Genomic DNA, 18,564 nt, shown 5'->3' with positions numbered 1-18,564 from the left:
GGCGCAAGGCGCCCGTTTTGCCGCGCATCCCAGGGCGCGGCGTCCGGTATCAGAGAAATGACGATGAATGTTGTAGTTGTGGAATCGCCTGCCAAGGCCAAGACGATCAACAAGTATCTCGGCCCCGGCTACAAGGTGCTTGCCTCCTTCGGCCATGTGCGCGACCTGCCCGCCAAGGACGGCTCCGTGCGCCCGGACGAGGATTTCGAAATGTCCTGGGAAGTCGACAGCGCTTCGGCCAAGCGCATGAAGGATATCGCCGACGCCGTGAAATCCTCCGACGGCCTCATTCTTGCGACCGACCCGGATCGCGAAGGGGAAGCCATCTCCTGGCACGTGCTGGACGTCCTGAAGAAGAAGCGCGTCATCGGCGACAAGCCGGTCAAGCGCGTCGTCTTCAACGCCATCACCAAGGCGGCCGTGCTCGATGCCATGCGCAACCCGCGCGACATCGATATCGCGCTGGTCGACGCCTATCTCGCCCGCCGCGCGCTCGACTATCTCGTCGGTTTCAATCTCTCGCCGGTTCTCTGGCGCAAGCTGCCGGGCGCCCGCTCGGCCGGCCGCGTGCAGTCGGTGGCGCTCCGCCTCGTCTGCGACCGGGAAGCGGAAATCGAGCGTTTCGTCTCGGAAGAATACTGGAACCTCTCCGCCCTCTTGAAGACGCCGCGCGGCGACGAGTTCGAGGCGCGCCTCGTCTCGGCAGAAGGCAAACGCCTGCAGGCGCGGTCGATCGGCAATGGCGAGGAGGCGAACCGCCTCAAGACGCTGCTCGACGGCGCGACCTATCGCGTCGAGAGCGTCGAGGCCAAGCCCACCAAGCGCAACCCGGCACCGCCCTTCACCACCTCGACCCTGCAGCAGGCCGCCTCCTCCAAGCTCGGCTTCTCGGCATCGCGTACCATGCAGGTGGCGCAGAAGCTCTATGAGGGCATCGACATCGGCGGCGAGACGGTCGGTCTCATCACCTATATGCGTACCGACGGCGTGCAGATGGCGCCGGAGGCGATCGACGCCGCACGCCGCGCCGTCGCCGAACAGTTCGGCGCGCGCTACGTGCCCGAAAAACCCCGCCTCTACTCCACCAAGGCGAAGAACGCGCAGGAGGCCCACGAGGCGATCCGCCCGACCTCCTTCGACCGCACGCCCGACCAGGTGAAGCGCTATCTCGATCCGGACCAGCTTAAGCTCTACGATCTCGTCTGGAAGCGCGGCATCGCCAGCCAGATGGCCTCGGCCGAAATCGAGCGCACGACGGTCGAGATCGAGGCGGACAATGGCGGGCGCAAGGCGGGCCTGCGCGCCACCGGCTCGGTCATCCGCTTCGACGGCTTCATCGCCGCCTATACCGACCAGAAGGAAGACGGCGAGCAACCGGACGACGGGGACGACGACGGCCGCCTGCCCGAAATCAACGCGCAGGAAAAGCTCGCCAAGCAGAAGGTGAATGCCAGCCAGCACTTCACCGAGCCGCCGCCGCGTTATTCCGAAGCCTCGCTGATCAAGAAGATGGAAGAGCTCGGCATCGGCCGCCCGTCGACCTATGCCGCGACGCTCGCCACGCTGCGCGACCGCGAATACATCATCATCGACAAGCGCAAGCTGATCCCGGAAGCCAAGGGCCGCCTCGTCACGGCCTTCCTCGAAAGCTTCTTCACCCGCTATGTCGAATACGATTTCACGGCGGATCTGGAAGAAAAGCTCGACAAGATCTCGGCCGGCGAGCTCGACTGGAAGCAGGTCCTCCGCGATTTCTGGAAGGATTTTTTCGCGCAGATCGAGGACACCAAGGAACTGCGCGTCACCAACGTGCTCGACGCGCTGAACGAGGAACTGGCCCCGCTCGTCTTCCCCAAGCGCGAGGATGGCAGCGACCCGCGCATCTGCCAGGTCTGCGGTACCGGCAAGCTTTCGCTGAAGCTCGGCAAGTTCGGCGCCTTCGTCGGCTGCTCGAACTATCCGGACTGCAACTACACCCGCCAGCTTTCCGCCGACAATGGCTCGGATGCGGAGGCGAATGGCTCCAACGAGCCGCAGAACCTCGGCAAGGACCCGCATACCGGCGAGGAGATCACGCTGCGCACCGGCCGCTTCGGGCCCTATGTGCAGCGCGGCGACGGCAAGGAAGCCAAGCGCGCCAGCCTGCCGAAGGGCTGGACGCCGGCAAGCATCGACCACGAGAAGGCGCTCGCCCTGCTCTCGCTGCCGCGCGACATCGGCCAGCACCCGGAAACCGGCAAGATGATCTCCGCTGGCATCGGCCGCTACGGCCCGTTCCTGCTGCATGACGGCGGCTATGCCAATCTCGAAAGCGTCGAGGACGTCTTCTCGATCGGCCTCAACCGCGCCGTTGCCGTGATCGCCGACAAGCAGGCGAAGGGTCCCGGCGGCCGCGCGCGGGGCACGCCCGCCGCACTGAAGACGCTCGGCGACCATCCGGACGGCGGCCCCATCACGGTGCGCGACGGCAAGTACGGCCCCTATGTCAACTGGGGCAAGGTCAACGCAACATTGCCCAAGGGCAAGGCCGCCGACAGCGTCACGCTGGAGGAGGCGCTCGTGCTGATCGCCGACAAGGCCGGCAAGACGCCCGCCAAGGGCAAGGCCAAGGCGACGAAGACCACCAAGGCGGCGAAGTCCGACGATGCCAAGGCCGCAAAGCCGAAGGCAGCGCCCAAGGCCAAGACCGCAACCAAGGCAAAGAAGGCCTGACGGCATGACGAGAGAACCACGCAGCCGGGCAGGACGATCCACGCGGCCCGGCCGCGCGGGCCGTGACGTGCCGCCGATAGACAATATCCCGATCATCCACGGCGTCATCCCGCCGCGCGACGTGCTGCTGCGCTTCATCGCCGACAATCCGGAACAGGCCTCGAAGCGCGAGATCGCCAAGGCCTTCGGCCTGAAGGGCGAAGCGCGTGTCGAGCTGAAGGCGCTGCTGAAATCCTTCGAGGAGGACGGGTTACTGGAAAAGCGCCGCAAGTCGCTGGTCCGCCCCGGAGCCCTCCCCCCCGTCACCGTTCTCGATATCACGACGCGCGATATCGACGGCGAACTGATCGGCCGCCCGGCCGAATGGCTCGACGATGCGGGCGTCGCGCCCGCCGTGCTGATCCGCCAGTCGGCCGGCCTGCGCAAGGACAAGGCTCCCGTCGCCGGGCTCGGCGACCGGGTGCTGGCGAAGATCTTCCCGGCGAAGGAACGCGGCGGGCCGGCCTATACCGGGCGGGTCATCAAGGTGCTCGACAAGAAGAAGAATTCCGGCATGGGCGTGTTTCGCGCCATGGCGGGCGGCGGCGGGCGCATCATGCCGATCGACCGGCGCGGCGAGGAGATGGAGGTCGATGCGGAGTTCACGGCGGGCGCCACGGACGGCGACCTCGTGGAGATCGATGTCGTGCGCATGGGCCGCTACGGCCTGCCGCGCGCGCAGATCAAGGGCGTGATCGGCTCGGTCGCCTCGGAAAAGGCGATCTCGATGATCGCCATCCATTCCCACGGCATCCCCTATATCTTCCCCGACGCGGTGATCCGCGAAGCGGAAGCCGCAGGGCCTGCGACCATGGCACACCGCGAGGACTGGCGCAGCCTGCCGCTCATCACCATCGACCCGGCCGACGCCAAGGACCATGACGACGCCGTCTTCGCCGAGCCCGACCCCTCTCCCGACAATCCCGGCGGCGTGATTGTCACCGTCGCCATCGCCGATGTCAGCTATTACGTGCGGCCGAAATCCGCGCTCGACCGCGAGGCGCTGAAGCGCGGCAACTCGGTCTATTTCCCGGACCGCGTCGTGCCCATGCTGCCGGAACGCATCTCCAACGACCTCTGCTCGCTGAAGGAAGGCGTCGACCGACCGGCGCTCGCGGTGCGCATGGCCTTCTCGCATGAAGGCCGCAAGGCAAGCCACACCTTCCATCGCATCATGATGAAGAGCGCGGCAAAGCTCTCCTACCAGCAGGCCCAGGCGGCAATAGACGGCGCGCCCGACGACAAGACCGGACCGATCCTGGAGACGATCCTCAAGCCGCTGTGGAACGCCTACCGCATCATGACGGTCGGCCGGAACCGTCGCCAGCCGCTCGAACTCGACATGCCGGAACGCAAGATCCTCCTGAAGGAGGACGGCACCGTCGACCGGGTCTTCGTGCCGCCGCGGCTCGATGCGCACAAGCTCATCGAGGAGATGATGATCCAGGCCAACGTCGCGGCCGCCGAGACGCTGGAGAAGAAGAGGCAGGTCCTGGTCTACCGCGTGCACGACGCGCCCTCGCTCGCCAAGCAGGAGGTGCTGCGCGAGTTCCTGCAGACGCTCGACATCTCGCTGGTCAAGGGCGGCAACATGCGCTCCAACCATTTCAACGGCGTGCTTGCGAAGGCCAAGGACAAGCCGTTCGAGCAGATGGTGAGCGAGATGGTGCTGCGCTCGCAGAGCCAGGCGATCTACAGTCCGGACAATATCGGCCATTTCGGCCTGAACCTCATGAAATACGCCCATTTCACCTCGCCGATCCGCCGCTATGCGGACCTCATCGTGCACCGGGCGCTGGTGGGCTCGCTCGGGCTTGGCGAAGGCGGCATCACGCCGGACGAGGAAGCCACGCTCGACGATATCGCGGCCGAGATCTCGACCTTCGAGCGCCGCGCCATGGCGGCCGAGCGCGACACGGTCGACCGGCTGATTGCCCATCACCTGGCCGGACGCATCGGCGAGGAGTTCGACGGGCGCGTTTCCGGCGTGACCAAGGCGGGACTTTTTGTCACCCTGCCGGAGTATGGTGCCGATGGTTTCGTGCCTATATCTATGCTCGGACGCGACTACTACATCTATGACGAGGCGCATCAGGCGCTGTCCGGCGAAAAGACCGGGCTCGGCTATCGCCTCGGCGATGCGGTGCGTGTCAAACTCGCAGAAGCGGTGCCGCTGGCCGGTTCGCTCCGGTTCGACATGATCAGCGAGGGACGCAAGATGCCGACGGCGGTGCGCTCCTTCCACAAGTCGGGCCGGCGCAGGGGCAGCGCGCCGCGTCACCAGCCGGGCACGCGCCCGCCCCGCGGCAGACGCTGAACGGTATCGCGCCCGCCCCCGCGCGAAGACAGATGGCCGGTGCCCGGCACCGGCGGGAAGGACAGGACATGCAGGCGAACGAGACCACCGGCAGCACGCAGCATTTCGGCGACAGCCCGGCCGCCCGGCCGGCGGAGCGCCCGCTCGGCCGCGCCATCAAGCGCGGCATGCTGAACCGCTGCCCCGCCTGCGGCTCCGGCCGCCTGTTCAAGTCCTTCGTCAAGCCCGTGGAAAACTGCGCGGCCTGCGGCGAGGACTATACGCCCCAGCGCGCCGACGACCTGCCGCCCTATCTCGTCATCACCATCGTCGGCCATGTCGTGCTCGGCGGCTACATGGCGACGGACCTTGTCTGGCCGCTCACCACCTGGCAGCATCTCGCCATCTGGGCGCCGATCACCGTCATCCTGTCGCTTCTTCTGCTCCAGCCCATCAAGGGCGGCGCCATCGGCCTGCAATGGGCGTTGAAGATGCACGGCTTCGGCGACAAGCCGGAAGAGACGGAAGCGGAAACGACCGCCGCCTACGGCGACCGGACGGCATGACACCCGTCCGACCTGTCGATGCGGCCTCGATCCTGCTTCTCGACCGGTCGGGCGAGCGCATGCGAGTGCTCGTCGGCCGGCGCAGCAGCAGGCATGTCTTCATGCCTGATGTCTATGTCTTTCCCGGCGGCCGGCGCGATGCGGCGGACCGCCTCGTTCCCGTCTCCAATCCGTTGAACCCGCTGGCCTGCGAGCGGCTGGCGCTGCGCAGCGGCACGCGCTGTTCCGATTCGCGCCTGCGCGCGCTCGGCGTCGCGGCGCTGCGGGAACTCTACGAGGAAGCCGGCATTTCCGTCGGCGCGCCGCTCGATGCCGCGGCGCAGAACGTCCTGCCCTTCCGTCCCGACCTCTCGAACCTGCGTTTCCTTGCCCGCGCCATCACGCCGGCCGGCATGGTCCGGCGGTTCGACACGCGCTTCTTCACGCTCTTTGCCGACGAGGCGGGCATCGACCCCGCCGGCGCGACGGCGAGCCATGAACTGGAAGATGTGCGCTGGGTGGATATTTTTGATCGCGGGGGCATCGAGATGCCCGACATAACCGTATTGATCCTTGAAGAGCTTCAAAAAAGCCTTCAGGAAGACAAGTCTCTGCCCTTCGGAAGAGCCGCACCGCTGTACCACACCCGGCGCGGGCGCTTCCTTCGGGACCTTCTTTGAGGACCGATCGCATATGACGCAGCCGCAATCCGGCACCTCCGGCCCGGTGGAGAGCATCCACTGGCGATCCCTCATTGCAGCCGTCGCCGCCATTTCCGCCGTCGGCATCGCCATCGGCCTCGGCCTTCCGCTGCTCTCCATCATCATGGAGAAGCGCGGCATTTCCTCCACGATGATCGGCATCAATTCCGCCATGGCCGGCCTCGCCGCCATGGTTGCCGCGCCCTTCACCACGCGCCTTGCCCATGCCTGGGGCACCTCGACGACCATGCTCGCCGCCATCCTGCTGGCGGCCGTCAGCGGTCTCGGCTTCTACTACATCCAGAATTTCCTGCTGTGGTTCCCCCTCCGCCTCGTCTTCCATGGCGCGATCACCACGCTGTTCATCCTCTCCGAATTCTGGATCAACGCCGCCGCCCCGCCCCGGCGGCGCGGCCTGGTGCTCGGCATCTACGCCACGGTCCTCTCGCTCGGCTTCGCCACCGGTCCCCTGCTCTTCTCGCTGCTCGGCAGCGACGGCGTGCTGCCCTTCGCGGTGGGCGCCGCCATCATCCTCCTGGCCGCCGTTCCCATCTTCATCGCCCGCGGCGAAAGCCCCGATATCGACGAGAAGCCGGAGCTGCATTTCATGCGCTACATCCTTCTCGTGCCGACGGCGACGGCGGCGGTCTTCATCTTCGGCGCGGTGGAAGTCGGCGGCCTCTCGCTCTTTCCGATCTATGCGACGCGGGCCGGCTTCAGCGAGCCGCAGGCGGCCCTGCTGCTCACCGTCATGGGCATCGGCAACATGGCGTTCCAGATCCCGCTCGGCATGCTCTCCGACCGCATGAAGGACCGCAGGCGCCTGCTGACGATCATGGCCGTCATCGGCCTCGTCGGCGCCTTCTGCCTGCCGCTCATCTCGCATAGCTGGGTGCTGATGGCGACCGTGCTGCTCCTGTGGGGCGGCTGCGTCGCCGGTCTCTATACGGTCGGCCTCAGCCATCTCGGCTCGCGCCTCGTCGGCGCGGATCTTGCGGCGGCGAACGCCGCCTTCATCTTCTGCTATGCCGTCGGCACCGTCGTCGGTCCGCAGGCGATCGGCGCGGCGATGGACGTTTCCGGCAATGACGGTTTTGCCTGGGCGATCGTCGCCTTCTTCGGGTTTTACCTCGTACTTTCTCTCGCCAGGATGGTTTTCCGGCCGAAACGGGGTTGACTTTTCGGGCGCGATTTGTAGTTTCCGCCCAGATTTAAGCCGTGGAGCAGACTGGCTGTCCGCGGCTTCGTTTTTCATAAAGGCAGGACGACCATGGCCAAGGCTACCACCATCAAGATCAAGCTGCTGTCGACGGCCGACACCGGTTTCTTCTACGTGACCACGAAGAACAGCCGTACGATGACGGAAAAGATGACCAAGACGAAGTATGACCCGGTCGTCAAGAAGCACGTCGAATTCAAGGAAACCAAGATCAAGTAATCTTGGGAGCCACTTCGGTTCGCAAAGGCGCTGGACGGAAACGTCCGGCGCCTTTTCCTTTGGCCGGACAACCTGCGGCCTGACGCACCCCGAATCAAAAACGCCGCTCCCTGGAAGGGAGCGGCGTTGAACGGGGGTCGGCCAGACACGACGACGGCACGAGGATTCCGTATTTGTCGTAGCTGACCGACCGACCCCACGACCCAGGAGATGCGGCGGACCTAGCATCATGGGGTAACCGGTTGTGCGGGCTTGTTTGCCGCCCATGAGTTGAGCATCGCCCGAAAAAGAAAAAAAATCAACGAATTCTTAACGCTCGCCCGCCGCCGCCTTGTCTCATAGTTAACCGCGGCAGGGACAGTTGTGCCATTGAGCGGCGGTTCCGTTATGGATCACAACAATGCCCGCTTCACAACCTCTCAACTGCTGCGCGAGCACCCTACAACCGTGGCAAATTCCCCCGTCGGCACTCCGATAGATCGCGCGCAACACAACCTGTTGATAAGGTTTGCTAAACCTGAATAGTATGATTTATAGCCAGATTTCACCACATGCCCCAATTCTAGGGGCTGTTCAGACCCGTGTCTGAGGTCGGCAGACAACCGGGAGCAAATGCCCGATTTTCGAGGCAAATGCCCAAAATAAAATCCGGCCTGTGGACAATTTCATCACCAGCCGGCCGACTCAGGCGGCGGCAGCCACCACGCGGTTGCGGCCCGAACGCTTCGCCTCGTAGAGCGCCGTGTCGGCGCGCTTCAGCAGCGCGTCCGGACTGTCCCCTGCCGGCAGCATGCTGGCAAGGCCGAGCGAAGCGGTGACGGGCAGGAAGACATCCGTGCCGGGCACGCGGAACGGCTCGCGCTCGACGATCGCGCGAAGGCGTTCCGCCACGCCTGCCGCCATCTCGGCCGAGGTATCCGGCATGACCAGGACGAACTCCTCCCCACCGTAACGGCAGGCGAGATCGGCACCGCGCACGGCCGCGCGCACGCGGTTGGCGAATTCACGCAGCACGGCATCGCCGGCATCGTGGCCATGGGTATCGTTGACCAGCTTGAAACGGTCTATGTCGGTAATGCAGACCGACAGCGGCCGGCCGCGCGCCGTGGCGCGGTCGATCAGGAGCTTCATGTGGTTGTCGAGGTAGCGGCGGTTGTGCAGCCCCGTCAGGCCGTCCGTCACGGCCAGCTCGATCGTCTGGCGCACGCTGGCGCGCAGGCGGTCGTTGCAGCGCTTGCGGCGGATCTGGGTCAGGCTGCGGGCAATCAGCTCGTTCGGGTCGACCGGCCGCATCAGGTAGTCCGTCACGCCGAGATCGAGCGCGCGCACCACCATGTCGTCGTCGCCCTGCTCGGCGATCAGCAGGATCGGCAGGAAGCGCGTGCGCTCCAGCGAACGGAGTTGCGAACACAGGCGCAGCGGATCGTAGTCGTCGAAATTGGCGTTGACGATCACCAGCTCGAAATTGCTCTCGGCCGCCTGGAAGAGCGCGGCCTGCGGGTCCGACATGGAGGTGACCTCGGCGATCGGCTTCAGCGCGCGGATGATGCGCTCCTGCGAGCTGGCGCGGCCATCGACGAGGAGGATATCGCCCGGCTCGTCGCCGAGCGTGCCGTCCAGCCCCTCCTCCAGGGAAATGGCGCGGGCGGTGGCCGCGCGCATGCGCAGCTCGTCCGTCAGCGTCTTCAGCCGCACGAGGCTCTTCACCCGCGACATGAGCTGCAGGTCGTTGACCGGCTTGGTGAGAAAATCGTCGGCGCCGGCCTTGAGGCCGCGCACGCGGTCGGAGGGCTGGTCGAGCGCCGTCACCATCACGACCGGGATATGGGCCGTGCGCGGATTGGCCTTCAGCCGCTCGCAGACCTCGAACCCATCAATGCCGGGCATCATGATGTCGAGCAGGATCAGGTCGACCTGGGTGCGCTCGCACATGGCGAGCGCATCATAGCCGTTCTCGGCCGTCAGCACGTCGAAATATTCCGCAAGCAGCCGCGCCTCGAGCAGCTTCACATTGGCCGGAATGTCGTCGACGACGAGAATGCGTGCTGTCATGGCCCTGACCTTCGCCTCATGCGTCGCCGAGATAGGTTTTTATGGTCTCGATGAATTTCGGAACGGAGATCGGCTTGGAGACATAGGCCTCGCAGCCGCCCTGGCGGATTCGCTCCTCGTCGCCCTTCATCGCGAAGGCCGTCACCGCGATCACCGGGATGACATGAAGCTCGTCGTCCTCCTTCAGCCACTTGGTGACCTCGAGGCCCGAGACCTCGGGAAGCTGGATGTCCATCAGGATCAGGTCCGGCCGATATTTGCGGGCGAGATCAAGGGCTTCCATACCATTCCTTGTCTGGATGGTCGTATAGCCGGACGCCTCGATGAGATCCCGGAAGAGCTTCATGTTGAGCTCGTTGTCCTCGACAATCATCACCTGCTTGGGCATCGTGCGTCCCTGTTCCTCTCGCCGGCCTTGCAACCTTCCGGGGGATCGATAAGTTGCGGCAAAGCCGAAATCACCCAGCCTGTCCGCAGCAACGTTAGCGCGATTTGGTTGATTAAAAGGTAAATTTCCCGAGGGAAAACGATGAAAAGCCAAAAAGATACACCCGCGGTCGCCGATGCGGAAGCGACCGCCGTCGCCATCCTCGGCTGGCTTGCCGGCGAACCGGAATTGCTCTCGCGTTTCCTCTCGCTCACCGGCGTCGCGCCCACCGAGGTGCGCAATGCCGTCGACGATCCCGGCTTCCTCGCCGGCGTCGTCGGCTTCCTGATGGACCACGAGCCGACGCTTCTCGCCTTCAGCGCGGCGACGGGCGTCACGCCGGAGGCGGTGGTGCGCGCCCATGCCATCCTCTCCGGGCCGTATGGCAGCGACGATTTCTGAACGGACGATTCGCGAGGATCGCCGCGCGCCTGCCTGTGCGTCGTCATGCAATCACCTCCCGCGACTATTGAGACTCGTGAACTTAAGCAGTAATGTCGCGATGTTCAATATTTGTTCCATATGATGAGCATCGCCGACACGCGTTTTCCGGGCTTCTGCCGCGACTGCCTTGCCGGGCAGGCGGCCAACCTGCGCCGTTGCCGCGCCTGTGGCAGCCCCCGCCTCGTCTATCACGACGAGCTCTACGGCCTGACACTCGCCCATATCGACTGCGACGCCTTCTATGCCGCGATCGAGAAGCGCGACAATCCTGATCTCGCCGACAAGCCGGTCATCATCGGCGGCGGAAAGCGCGGCGTCGTTTCCACCGCCTGCTATGTCGCGCGCATTCACGGCGTGCGCTCGGCCATGCCGATGTTCAAGGCGCTGGAGGCCTGCCCCAACGCGGTCGTCATCAGTCCGAACATGGAGAAATACGTCGCCGTGGGCCGCCAGGTGCGCACGATGATGCAGGAGCTGACGCCGCTGGTGCAGCCGCTTTCCATCGACGAAGCCTTCCTGGAACTGAAGGGCACGGAGCGCCTGCACCACGATCCGCCCGCCCGCGTGCTGGCCCGCTTCGCCCAGCGCGTCGAGAAGGAGGTCGGCATCACCATCTCGATCGGCCTTTCCTATTGCAAGTTCCTCGCCAAGGTGGCCTCGGACCTCAACAAGCCGCGCGGCTTTTCCATCATCGGCGAAGCCGAGGCGCTCGGCTTCCTGCGCGACAAGCCGGTGCGCCTTATCTGGGGCGTCGGCAAGGCCTTTGCCGAGACGCTGGAGCGCGACGGCATCCGCACCGTCGGCCAGCTCCAGACCATGGAGGAAACCGACCTGATGCGCCGCTACGGCGTGATGGGCAAGCGGCTCTTCAACCTTTCGCGCGGGCAGGACGACCGCGAGGTGCAGCCCAACGACCCGGCCAAGAGCGTCTCGGCCGAAACCACCTTCTTCGACGACATTTCAAGCTATGACGAACTGGTGGCGCACCTGCGCCGCCTCAGCGAGAAGGTGGCCACGCGCCTGCGCAAGTCGGGCATTGCCGGCCACACGGTCGTGCTCAAGCTGAAGACGGCCGATTTCAAGGGCCGCACGCGCAACCGCAAGCTCGAAGACCCGACCATGCTGGCCGACCGCATCTTCCGCACCGGCATGGAACTCCTGCGCAAGGAGGTGGACGGCACCAAGTACCGGCTGATCGGGATCGGCGTCAGCGACCTTGCCGATCCCGGCCGCGCCGACCCGCCGGATCTCGTCGATCCCGCCGCCGCCCGCCGCGCCGCGGCGGAGGCGGCGATGAACACACTGCGCGACAAGTTCGGCAAGGCGAGCGTGGAGACCGGTTACACGTTCGGCAAATCCGGCCCCGCGCGTTTTCACGAAAAGTTGACATTCAAGACCGCCGGGAAAATCGACGGTCCTTCCGAATAAATCCCGGCAGGCCGGCGTTCTTGACTGCATCGGGATGGCACGGATCGGGGGATCGTCTGCGTGCATCAAGCCTTCCTTAAACCGGATGCACTACGCTTCTCGCCGGTTTGTATTGCGTACGGATGGGTCACATGACGTTTCGCCTCGTTACCGGCATGAGCATAGTGGGCCTGATGCTGAGCTGCGCCACGGCGCTCGGCGGCACGCTCGAAGGTCCACTTCAGATCATGGTGTCGAAGGACCTGCAGGAATTGAAGGTCTATGATGGCGGCGTGGTGGTTGCCACCTCGCGCGTCTCCACCGGCAAGGCGGGGCATTCGACGCCGACCGGCATCTTCTCGATCCTCGAGAAGAAACGCACGCATTTTTCCAATCTCTATGACAGCGCACCGATGCCCTTCATGCAACGGCTGACCTGGTCAGGCATCGCGCTGCACGCCTCCAACAGCGTGCCCTCCTACCCTGCCTCGCACGGCTGCGTGCGCCTGCCGAACGATTTTGCAAAACGCCTGTTCGGCACGACGCGACGCGGCGGCCACGTCCTCATCACCGACCGCGAGATCGCCCCGCAGCACATCGTGCATGCCGCGCTGTTCAAGCCTGTCGTCGTCGTGCCGGATACGCCGCTCTTGTCGGATGCGGGCCTGCGTCCCGCCCTGATCGAGGCCGGCGACAGGAGCGTCGAAGTGGCGATGACCGATCCCAAGCCGGAGATCGTTCCGCCCGTCGTGCAGAAGACCGAGCAGGACCCGATCCGCATCCTCATCACCCGCCGCGGCGAGCGCGAGATGCTGATCGACCTGCAGACCCTGCTGACCGCGCTCGGCCATGACGCCGGCATCCCGGACGGCCTGCACGGCAAGCAGACCGTGACCGCCATCCGCGCCTTCCAGCACGCCGAAGGCCTGACGGAGGATGGCATGATCTCGCCGGAGCTTATCGCCGCCGTCTATGCCAAGGCCGGCAAGGGCGTGCCGCCGAACGGGCAGATCCTCGTTCGGCAGAAGTTCAAGCCCGTGCTCGAAATGCCGATCACCATCCGCAACCCGGAGATCGCCCTCGGCACGCATTTCCTGCTCGCCCGCGAGGTCGATGCCGACAAGGGCAAGGCGGAATGGTACGGCGTGAGCATGGACAACCAGCTCTCGCAGGCGACGATGAAGCGTCTCGGCATCACCGTCGAAGCCGATGCCGCCGCCCCCGACGCGCTCACGAGGACCCTCGACCGCCTCGATATCCCGGAGGACATGCGCCTGCGCATTTCCGGCCTGCTGGGCGAAGGCGCCTCCCTTTCCATCTCCGACACCGGCCTTGGCCCGGAGACCGGCAACGGCACGGACTTCATCACCGTGACGCGCAAGGTGCAGAAGGCGGATGCCGGGATCGTGCAGGGCGGCAAGAAGTCAAAGAAGAAGACGTCGTCGGTCTCCGTCGTCAACTGACGGGAGACGTTTGACATGACATCAGGGCCGCCCGCGCTTCCGGCGCGGCGGCCCGTTTCGTTGCGTCCCTTGCCGAAACACCGCAGCAGAAATCGCGCACGCCCCGTCAGGCCGGCCGGGCGAGGAGGCCCGTCGCAAGCGCCTGGAACACCTCGATCGCCTTCGGCAAGACGCCCTTCGGATCGTCGCTCGCCGCGATCCAGAGCGCAGCGTTGAACGCCATGCTGCTGAGGAGCCGGGCGGCGGCCTCGGCATCCACCTGCTTGAGCATTCCTTCGGCAATGAGCCGTTCCACCTTCGCCTGCGTGACCTGCAGGCAGTTGCTCTGGCTCGGCCATTGCGAGGGGTCTCCCAGCACGGCGGGTCCATCGAGCAGGACGATGCGCTGCACCTCGGGGTCGAGGGACATTTCGATATAGGCCGCCCCTTCCGCCAGGAGGCCGTTCCAATCGTCTCCGGCGCAAGCGCCGATCTGCTTGGCGCGCACGGCCATCTCCGTGTCGATCTGATGCACGACCGCCGCGAGAAGACCGCGCTTGTCGCCAAAAATATTGTAGAGCGCGCCGCGCGTCAGCCCCACATCGGCGGTCAGGTCGTCCATGGAGGCGGCCGCGTATCCCTTCCTGCCGAAGGCCTTGCGCGCCGCGCCGATCAGCTTGATCCGGTTTTCCTCCATCATCGCGATGCGTCGATTCACGCTTTCATCCTCATTTTTTCATATACGGGACGTATATGAACTTGACATCACGGCTTCGCACACCCAATTTCATATACGCAACGTATATTAAATCATGATCGTTGTGAAGCATCCTGGCCTCCCCGGCCCCTTCCACCCTTGAAAGAGAGATCAGCCATGACCCAGCGCGAAGCGATTTTTCCGGCGGACAGACACGCCCTCTACGACGAGCACGGCTATTCGGCCGCGATCAAATCCGGTGACCTCGTGTTCGTCTCCGGCCAGGTCGGCAGCCGTGCCGACGGCACGCCGGAGCCCGATTTCGAGCAGCAGGTGCGCCTCGCCTTCCAGAATCTCAAAGCGACGCTCGCGGCAGCGGGCTGCACCTTCGACGACATCATCGACGTGACGTCCTTCCACACCGATCCCGAAAACCAGTTCGGCACGATCCTGGCCGTCAAGCAGGAAATCTTCGACACGCGCCCCTATCCGAACTGGACCGCGATCGGCGTCAACTGGCTCGCCGGTTTCGACTTCGAGATCAAGGTCGTCGCCCGCGTGCCGGCGGCCGCATAAGCCTCAGACCAGCTCCACGTCCAGCACGCCCGGCGTGGAGCGCATGGCGGCGGCGATTTCGGAGGAGATGCGGAAGCGCTCGCCGAGTTCCACCTCGATTTCCCGCTGGCCGTTGTCCTTGATCACGATGAAGGAGACGAGGCCGTCGCCCTTGGTGTTGAGATGGGCGGCGATGGAGCGCAGCGGGCCGCTGTCGCGCACATAGACGCGCAGCGCCTTCTGGGTCTGCAGCGATTCCTCCTCGAGCGAGCGGAGCGTCTGGATGCGCAGGCCGATGCCCTCCGGGCGCTCTTCCGCCTGCACCGTCATGACCAGCGATTTTCCGGGCTCCAGCAGGTCGCGATACTGGTTCAGCATTTCGGAGAACAGCACCGCCTCGAACTGGCCGGACGAATCGGAAAAGGCGACGATGCCCATCTTGTTGCCGGTGCGCGTCTTGCGCTCCTGCTTGGAGGTCACCGTGCCGGCGAGGCGGCCGGCAGTCGCACCGCGCTTCACCGCGGCGGAAAAATCGCCGAAGGTCTGCACGCGCATCTTGGAGAGGATCGGCGCATAGGTGTCGAGCGGGTGGGCCGACAGGTAGAAGCCGAGCACCTGGAACTCGCGGTGCAGCTTTTCCGAGGCGAGCCAGGGCGTGTAGGCGGGGAGCGTGATGACCTCCGGCCCCGTCGCCGCGCCCATGCCGAAGATGTCGCCCTGGCCGCTCGTCTTGTTCTCCTGCGCGCGCTGGGCGGCGCCGAGCAGCCGGTCGAGGCCGGCGATCATCGCGGCGCGGTCATGGCCGAAGCAATCGAAGGCGCCGGCGACGATCAGGCTCTCGAAGACGCGGCGGTTGACGAATTTCGGATCGATGCGCGCGCAGAAATCTTCCAGGCTCCTGAACGGCGCCGTGCCGCGCACGTCGACGATATGCTGCACCGCAGCCCCGCCGACGCCCTTGATGGCGGCAAGCGCATAGTAGATGCGGTTCTCGCCCGTCTCGAAATGGGCGAACGAGGTCTGCACCGAGGGCGGGATGACATCGATGCCGAGCCGTCCGGCATCCTGCCGGAAATCGTTCAGCTTGTCGGTGTTGGACATATCGTAGGTCATCGACGCGGCGAGGAACTCGACCGGGTAATGCGCCTTCAGATAGGCCGTCTGGTAGGAGACGATGGCGTAGGCGGCGGCGTGCGACTTGTTGAAGCCGTAGTTCGCGAACTTGGCGAGCAGATCGAAGATCAGGTCGGACTGCGGCTTCGACACGCCGTTCCTGACGGCGCCGTCGACGAAGCGGGCGCGCTGCTTGTCCATCTCCTCCTTGATCTTCTTGCCCATGGCGCGGCGCAGGAGGTCGGCTTCGCCGAGCGAATAGCCGGACAGGACCTGGGCGATCTGCATCACCTGTTCCTGGTAGACGATGACGCCCTGCGTCTCCTTGAGGAGATGGTCGATCATCGGGTGGATCGATTCGATCTCCTCCTCGCCGTGCTTGCGGGCATTGTAGACCGGGATGTTCTCCATCGGGCCGGGGCGGTAGAGCGCCACCAGCGCGATGATGTCCTCGATGCAGTCCGGCCGCATGCCGATCAGCGCCTTGCGCATGCCCGCGCTTTCCACCTGGAACACGCCGACCGTCTCGCCGCGCGACAGCATCTCGTAAGTGAGCTGGTCGTCGAGCGGCAGGCTTTCGAGCTTCACCTCGATGCCCCGCTTGCGGATGAAGTCGACCGCCGTCTTCAGCACGGTGAGCGTCTTCAGGCCGAGGAAGTCGAACTTGACGAGGCCGGCCTGCTCGACCCATTTCATGTTGAACTGGGTGACCGGCATGTCGGAACGCGGATCGCGGTACATCGGCACGAGCTGCGAGAGCGGCCGGTCGCCGATCACGATGCCGGCGGCGTGCGTGGAGGCGTGGCGGTAGAGGCCCTCGATCTTCTGGGCGATATCGAGCAGGCGCGCGACGACCGGCTCCTTCTCCGCCTCCTCCTGCAGTTTCGGCTCCTCCTCGATCGCCTTGTAGAGCGGCGTCGGGTTGGCCGGGTTGTTCGGCACCAGCTTGCAGATCTTGTCGACCTGGCCATAGGGCATTTCGAGCACGCGCCCGACGTCGCGGAGCGCCGCGCGGGCCTGGAGCGAACCGAAGGTGATGATCTGCGCCACCTGCTCGCGGCCGTATTTCTGCTGCACGTAGCGGATCACCTCTTCGCGGCGGTCCTGGCAGAAGTCGATGTCGAAGTCCGGCATCGAGACGCGTTCGGGATTGAGGAAGCGTTCGAAGAGCAGCGAGAAGCGCAGCGGGTCGACGTCGGTGATGGTCAGCGCGTACGCGACGAGCGAACCCGCACCGGAGCCGCGGCCCGGGCCGACCGGGATGTTGTGCTGCTTGGCCCATTTGATGAAGTCGGCAACGATCAGGAAATAGCCGGGAAACTTCATGCGCTCGATGACGCTGAGCTCGAAATCCAGCCGCTCGCGGTAATCCTGTTCCGTATAGCCCGGCGTCAGGCCGAGCAGCTTCATGCGGCTTTCCAGCCCCTCCACGGATTGCCGGCGCAGCTCCGCGGCCTCCGCCCGCTCCGCCTCCTCCGGATCGTCCGTCGCGCCGGTGAAGCGCGGCAGGATCGGCCCGCGCGTCTTCAGCACGAAGGAGCAGCGCCGCGCGATCTCCACCGTGTTCTCCAGCGCCTCCGGCAGGTCGGCGAAGAGCTTCGCCATGTCCTTGCGGCTCTTGAGATAGTGGTCCGGCGACAGGCGGAAGCGGTTGTCGTCCGACACCATCGCATTGTGCGCCACCGCCATCAGCGCGTCATGGGCATCGTAGTCATCAGGCGCCGGGAAGAACGGCTCGTTGGTCGCGACCAGCGGCACGTCCTCAGCATAGGCAAGCTCGACCATGCGCCGCTCGTGCTGCCTGTCGTAGCGGCCATGGCGTTGCAGCTCGATATAGAGCCGGTCGCCGAAGACCTTTTTCAGCGCCTGAAGCCGCGCCAGCGCCATTGCCGGCTGGCCGGCCAGGAAGGCCATGTCGACCGGGCCACCACTCGCGCCGGAAAGCGCGATCAGTCCCTCCGTGCCCTCTTCCACCAGCCAGCTATAGGCGATGTGGATCGCCTGGTTGCCCTCGCCGCCGAGATAGGCGCGGCTAACGAGCGCGACGAGCCGGGCATAACCGGCATCCGTCGCCGCCAGAAGCACGATCGACGGCAGCTTCGCGAGTTGGGCCTGTCCGCCGCGCCGCTCGCCCTCTCCCTCGTCTTCCATGTCGATCGACAATTGGCAGCCGATCAGCGGCTGGATCCCCTCGCCGACCGCCTTCTGCGAGAATTCGAGCGCCGCGAACAGATTGTTCGTGTCGGTGATCGCGATCGCCGGCTGCTGGTCGGAGGTCGCCTTGCCGATGATCTTCTTGATCGGCAGGGCACCTTCGAGCAGCGAGAAGGCCGAATGCACGCGCAGGTGCACGAATTCCGGTGTCTGCGCGCCTATCCCGTCATCCGTCTTCTGAGCTGCATCCGCCATGGCATCGTCCTTCCGATCAAGGCCGGAAGCTTAAGCGGATTCGCACCCCTCCCGTCCAGACCGTTCTTGGCGTTGCACCCGCTTTCCACGCATGCGGCGCCCGCCGGACGGAGGCGATCCTGTCAGATGCCGAAGAGGATGACGGAGAAGCTGGCGACGAACATGGCCATGGAGGTGAATGCAGCAAGATCACGAAGAAAATCGGTCATTGTGGCTCCCTTTCCTTTTATGTTTCCATTTTGTTCAATTTTTGTTCTCATGTCAACCGCTTTCCACAGGCCCTCTGG

The 18,564-nt window shown here is 65.0% G+C and carries 15 protein-coding genes; 10 read left to right on the top strand and 5 right to left on the bottom strand.

Translation table 11 applies throughout. From position 1 onward, the window contains the following. Positions 1–63 precede the first annotated feature (63 nt). From topA to rpmG, 6 genes are all read left to right on the top strand, one after another. Positions 64–2,712: a type I DNA topoisomerase gene (topA, locus tag EV665_RS05470; RefSeq protein WP_133033344.1), complete on the top strand. Its 2,649-nt coding sequence runs from the start codon at positions 64–66 to the stop codon at positions 2,710–2,712. Between the two features lie 4 nt (positions 2,713–2,716). Beyond that, the gene (gene rnr / locus EV665_RS05465) at positions 2,717–5,068 is read left to right on the top strand and encodes a ribonuclease R (RefSeq protein ID WP_133033343.1); all 2,352 of its coding nucleotides are present in this window, start codon (positions 2,717–2,719) and stop codon (positions 5,066–5,068) included. Between the two features lie 68 nt (positions 5,069–5,136). Continuing rightward, positions 5,137–5,613 (top strand): DUF983 domain-containing protein, encoded by a 477-nt coding sequence (locus EV665_RS05460; protein WP_064329800.1) that lies wholly within the window; start codon positions 5,137–5,139, stop codon positions 5,611–5,613. Then, the gene (locus tag EV665_RS05455) at positions 5,610–6,272 is read left to right on the top strand and encodes an NUDIX hydrolase (RefSeq protein ID WP_133033342.1); all 663 of its coding nucleotides are present in this window, start codon (positions 5,610–5,612) and stop codon (positions 6,270–6,272) included. Before EV665_RS05460 ends, EV665_RS05455 begins: the two co-directional genes overlap by 4 nt. A 13-nt stretch (positions 6,273–6,285) precedes the next feature. Beyond that, positions 6,286–7,470 carry an MFS transporter gene (locus EV665_RS05450; protein WP_064329798.1) on the top strand — a complete coding sequence of 395 codons (1,185 nt, stop codon included), beginning with the start codon at positions 6,286–6,288 and terminating at the stop codon, positions 7,468–7,470. Positions 7,471–7,563: 93 nt separating this feature from the next. After that, positions 7,564–7,731 carry a 50S ribosomal protein L33 gene (rpmG, locus tag EV665_RS05445; protein ID WP_034795357.1) on the top strand — a complete coding sequence of 56 codons (168 nt, stop codon included), beginning with the start codon at positions 7,564–7,566 and terminating at the stop codon, positions 7,729–7,731. A 684-nt stretch (positions 7,732–8,415) separates the two neighbouring features. On the opposite strand, the gene EV665_RS05440 is transcribed toward rpmG, so the two are convergent. Both EV665_RS05440 and EV665_RS05435 read right to left on the bottom strand, forming a co-directional pair. Continuing rightward, positions 8,416–9,783 (bottom strand): PleD family two-component system response regulator, encoded by a 1,368-nt coding sequence (locus tag EV665_RS05440; RefSeq protein WP_133033341.1) that lies wholly within the window; start codon positions 9,781–9,783, stop codon positions 8,416–8,418. 16 nt (positions 9,784–9,799) lie between these two features. Further along, the gene (locus EV665_RS05435; RefSeq protein ID WP_010065708.1) at positions 9,800–10,171 is read right to left on the bottom strand and encodes a response regulator; all 372 of its coding nucleotides are present in this window, start codon (positions 10,169–10,171) and stop codon (positions 9,800–9,802) included. Positions 10,172–10,312: 141 nt separating this feature from the next. On the opposite strand from EV665_RS05435, the gene EV665_RS05430 reads away from it, so the two are divergent. The 3 genes from EV665_RS05430 to EV665_RS05420 all read left to right on the top strand — a co-directional run bounded on the left by EV665_RS05430 (position 10,313) and on the right by EV665_RS05420 (position 13,524). After that, a complete protein-coding gene (locus tag EV665_RS05430; protein WP_064329796.1) occupies positions 10,313–10,612 on the top strand; it encodes a DUF3572 domain-containing protein in 300 nt (99 codons plus the stop codon). A gap of 123 nt (positions 10,613–10,735) precedes the next feature. Beyond that, a complete protein-coding gene (locus EV665_RS05425) occupies positions 10,736–12,082 on the top strand; it encodes a DNA polymerase IV (RefSeq protein WP_133033436.1) in 1,347 nt (448 codons plus the stop codon). A 131-nt stretch (positions 12,083–12,213) separates the two neighbouring features. Then, complete coding sequence (locus tag EV665_RS05420) at positions 12,214–13,524, top strand: L,D-transpeptidase family protein (RefSeq protein WP_133033340.1); 1,311 nt, start codon at positions 12,214–12,216, stop codon at positions 13,522–13,524. A 106-nt stretch (positions 13,525–13,630) separates the two neighbouring features. Here the strand turns inward: EV665_RS05420 and EV665_RS05415 are convergent, their stop codons facing one another. Next, complete coding sequence (locus EV665_RS05415) at positions 13,631–14,203, bottom strand: TetR/AcrR family transcriptional regulator (RefSeq protein ID WP_371328603.1); 573 nt, start codon at positions 14,201–14,203, stop codon at positions 13,631–13,633. Positions 14,204–14,377: 174 nt separating this feature from the next. Here EV665_RS05415 and EV665_RS05410 point away from each other — a divergent pair, with 174 nt between their 5' ends. Next, positions 14,378–14,776 carry a RidA family protein gene (locus EV665_RS05410; protein WP_133033339.1) on the top strand — a complete coding sequence of 133 codons (399 nt, stop codon included), beginning with the start codon at positions 14,378–14,380 and terminating at the stop codon, positions 14,774–14,776. Between the two features lie 3 nt (positions 14,777–14,779). Here EV665_RS05410 and dnaE read toward each other — a convergent pair whose 3' ends face one another. Beyond that, positions 14,780–18,277 carry a DNA polymerase III subunit alpha gene (dnaE, locus tag EV665_RS05405; protein WP_133033338.1) on the bottom strand — a complete coding sequence of 1,166 codons (3,498 nt, stop codon included), beginning with the start codon at positions 18,275–18,277 and terminating at the stop codon, positions 14,780–14,782. A 122-nt stretch (positions 18,278–18,399) separates the two neighbouring features. Then, positions 18,400–18,537, bottom strand: coding sequence for a hypothetical protein (locus EV665_RS32235; RefSeq protein WP_162852975.1), 138 nt, complete (start codon positions 18,535–18,537; stop codon positions 18,400–18,402). Positions 18,538–18,564: the final 27 nt, after the last annotated feature.

Source organism: Shinella granuli (assembly GCF_004341885.1).
In the GTDB taxonomy this organism is placed as follows: Bacteria; Pseudomonadota; Alphaproteobacteria; order Rhizobiales; family Rhizobiaceae; genus Shinella; species Shinella granuli.
This window is presented reverse-complemented; position numbering and strand designations above follow the sequence as displayed.

Bases quoted from the DNA above. Each gene is read 5' to 3' on its own strand.
- topA (WP_133033344.1), top strand. From the start codon at position 64: ATGAATGTTGTAGTTGTGGAATCGCCTGCCAAGGCCAAGACGATCAAC.
- rnr (WP_133033343.1), top strand. From the start codon at position 2,717: ATGACGAGAGAACCACGCAGCCGGGCAGGACGATCCACGCGGCCCGGC.
- EV665_RS05460 (WP_064329800.1), top strand. From the start codon at position 5,137: ATGCAGGCGAACGAGACCACCGGCAGCACGCAGCATTTCGGCGACAGC.
- EV665_RS05455 (WP_133033342.1), top strand. From the start codon at position 5,610: ATGACACCCGTCCGACCTGTCGATGCGGCCTCGATCCTGCTTCTCGAC.
- EV665_RS05450 (WP_064329798.1), top strand. From the start codon at position 6,286: ATGACGCAGCCGCAATCCGGCACCTCCGGCCCGGTGGAGAGCATCCAC.
- rpmG (WP_034795357.1), top strand. From the start codon at position 7,564: ATGGCCAAGGCTACCACCATCAAGATCAAGCTGCTGTCGACGGCCGAC.
- EV665_RS05440 (WP_133033341.1), bottom strand. From the start codon at position 9,783: ATGACAGCACGCATTCTCGTCGTCGACGACATTCCGGCCAATGTGAAG.
- EV665_RS05435 (WP_010065708.1), bottom strand. From the start codon at position 10,171: ATGCCCAAGCAGGTGATGATTGTCGAGGACAACGAGCTCAACATGAAG.
- EV665_RS05430 (WP_064329796.1), top strand. From the start codon at position 10,313: ATGAAAAGCCAAAAAGATACACCCGCGGTCGCCGATGCGGAAGCGACC.
- EV665_RS05425 (WP_133033436.1), top strand. From the start codon at position 10,736: ATGAGCATCGCCGACACGCGTTTTCCGGGCTTCTGCCGCGACTGCCTT.
- EV665_RS05420 (WP_133033340.1), top strand. From the start codon at position 12,214: ATGACGTTTCGCCTCGTTACCGGCATGAGCATAGTGGGCCTGATGCTG.
- EV665_RS05415 (WP_371328603.1), bottom strand. From the start codon at position 14,203: ATGATGGAGGAAAACCGGATCAAGCTGATCGGCGCGGCGCGCAAGGCC.
- EV665_RS05410 (WP_133033339.1), top strand. From the start codon at position 14,378: ATGACCCAGCGCGAAGCGATTTTTCCGGCGGACAGACACGCCCTCTAC.
- dnaE (WP_133033338.1), bottom strand. From the start codon at position 18,277: ATGGCGGATGCAGCTCAGAAGACGGATGACGGGATAGGCGCGCAGACA.
- EV665_RS32235 (WP_162852975.1), bottom strand. From the start codon at position 18,537: ATGAGAACAAAAATTGAACAAAATGGAAACATAAAAGGAAAGGGAGCC.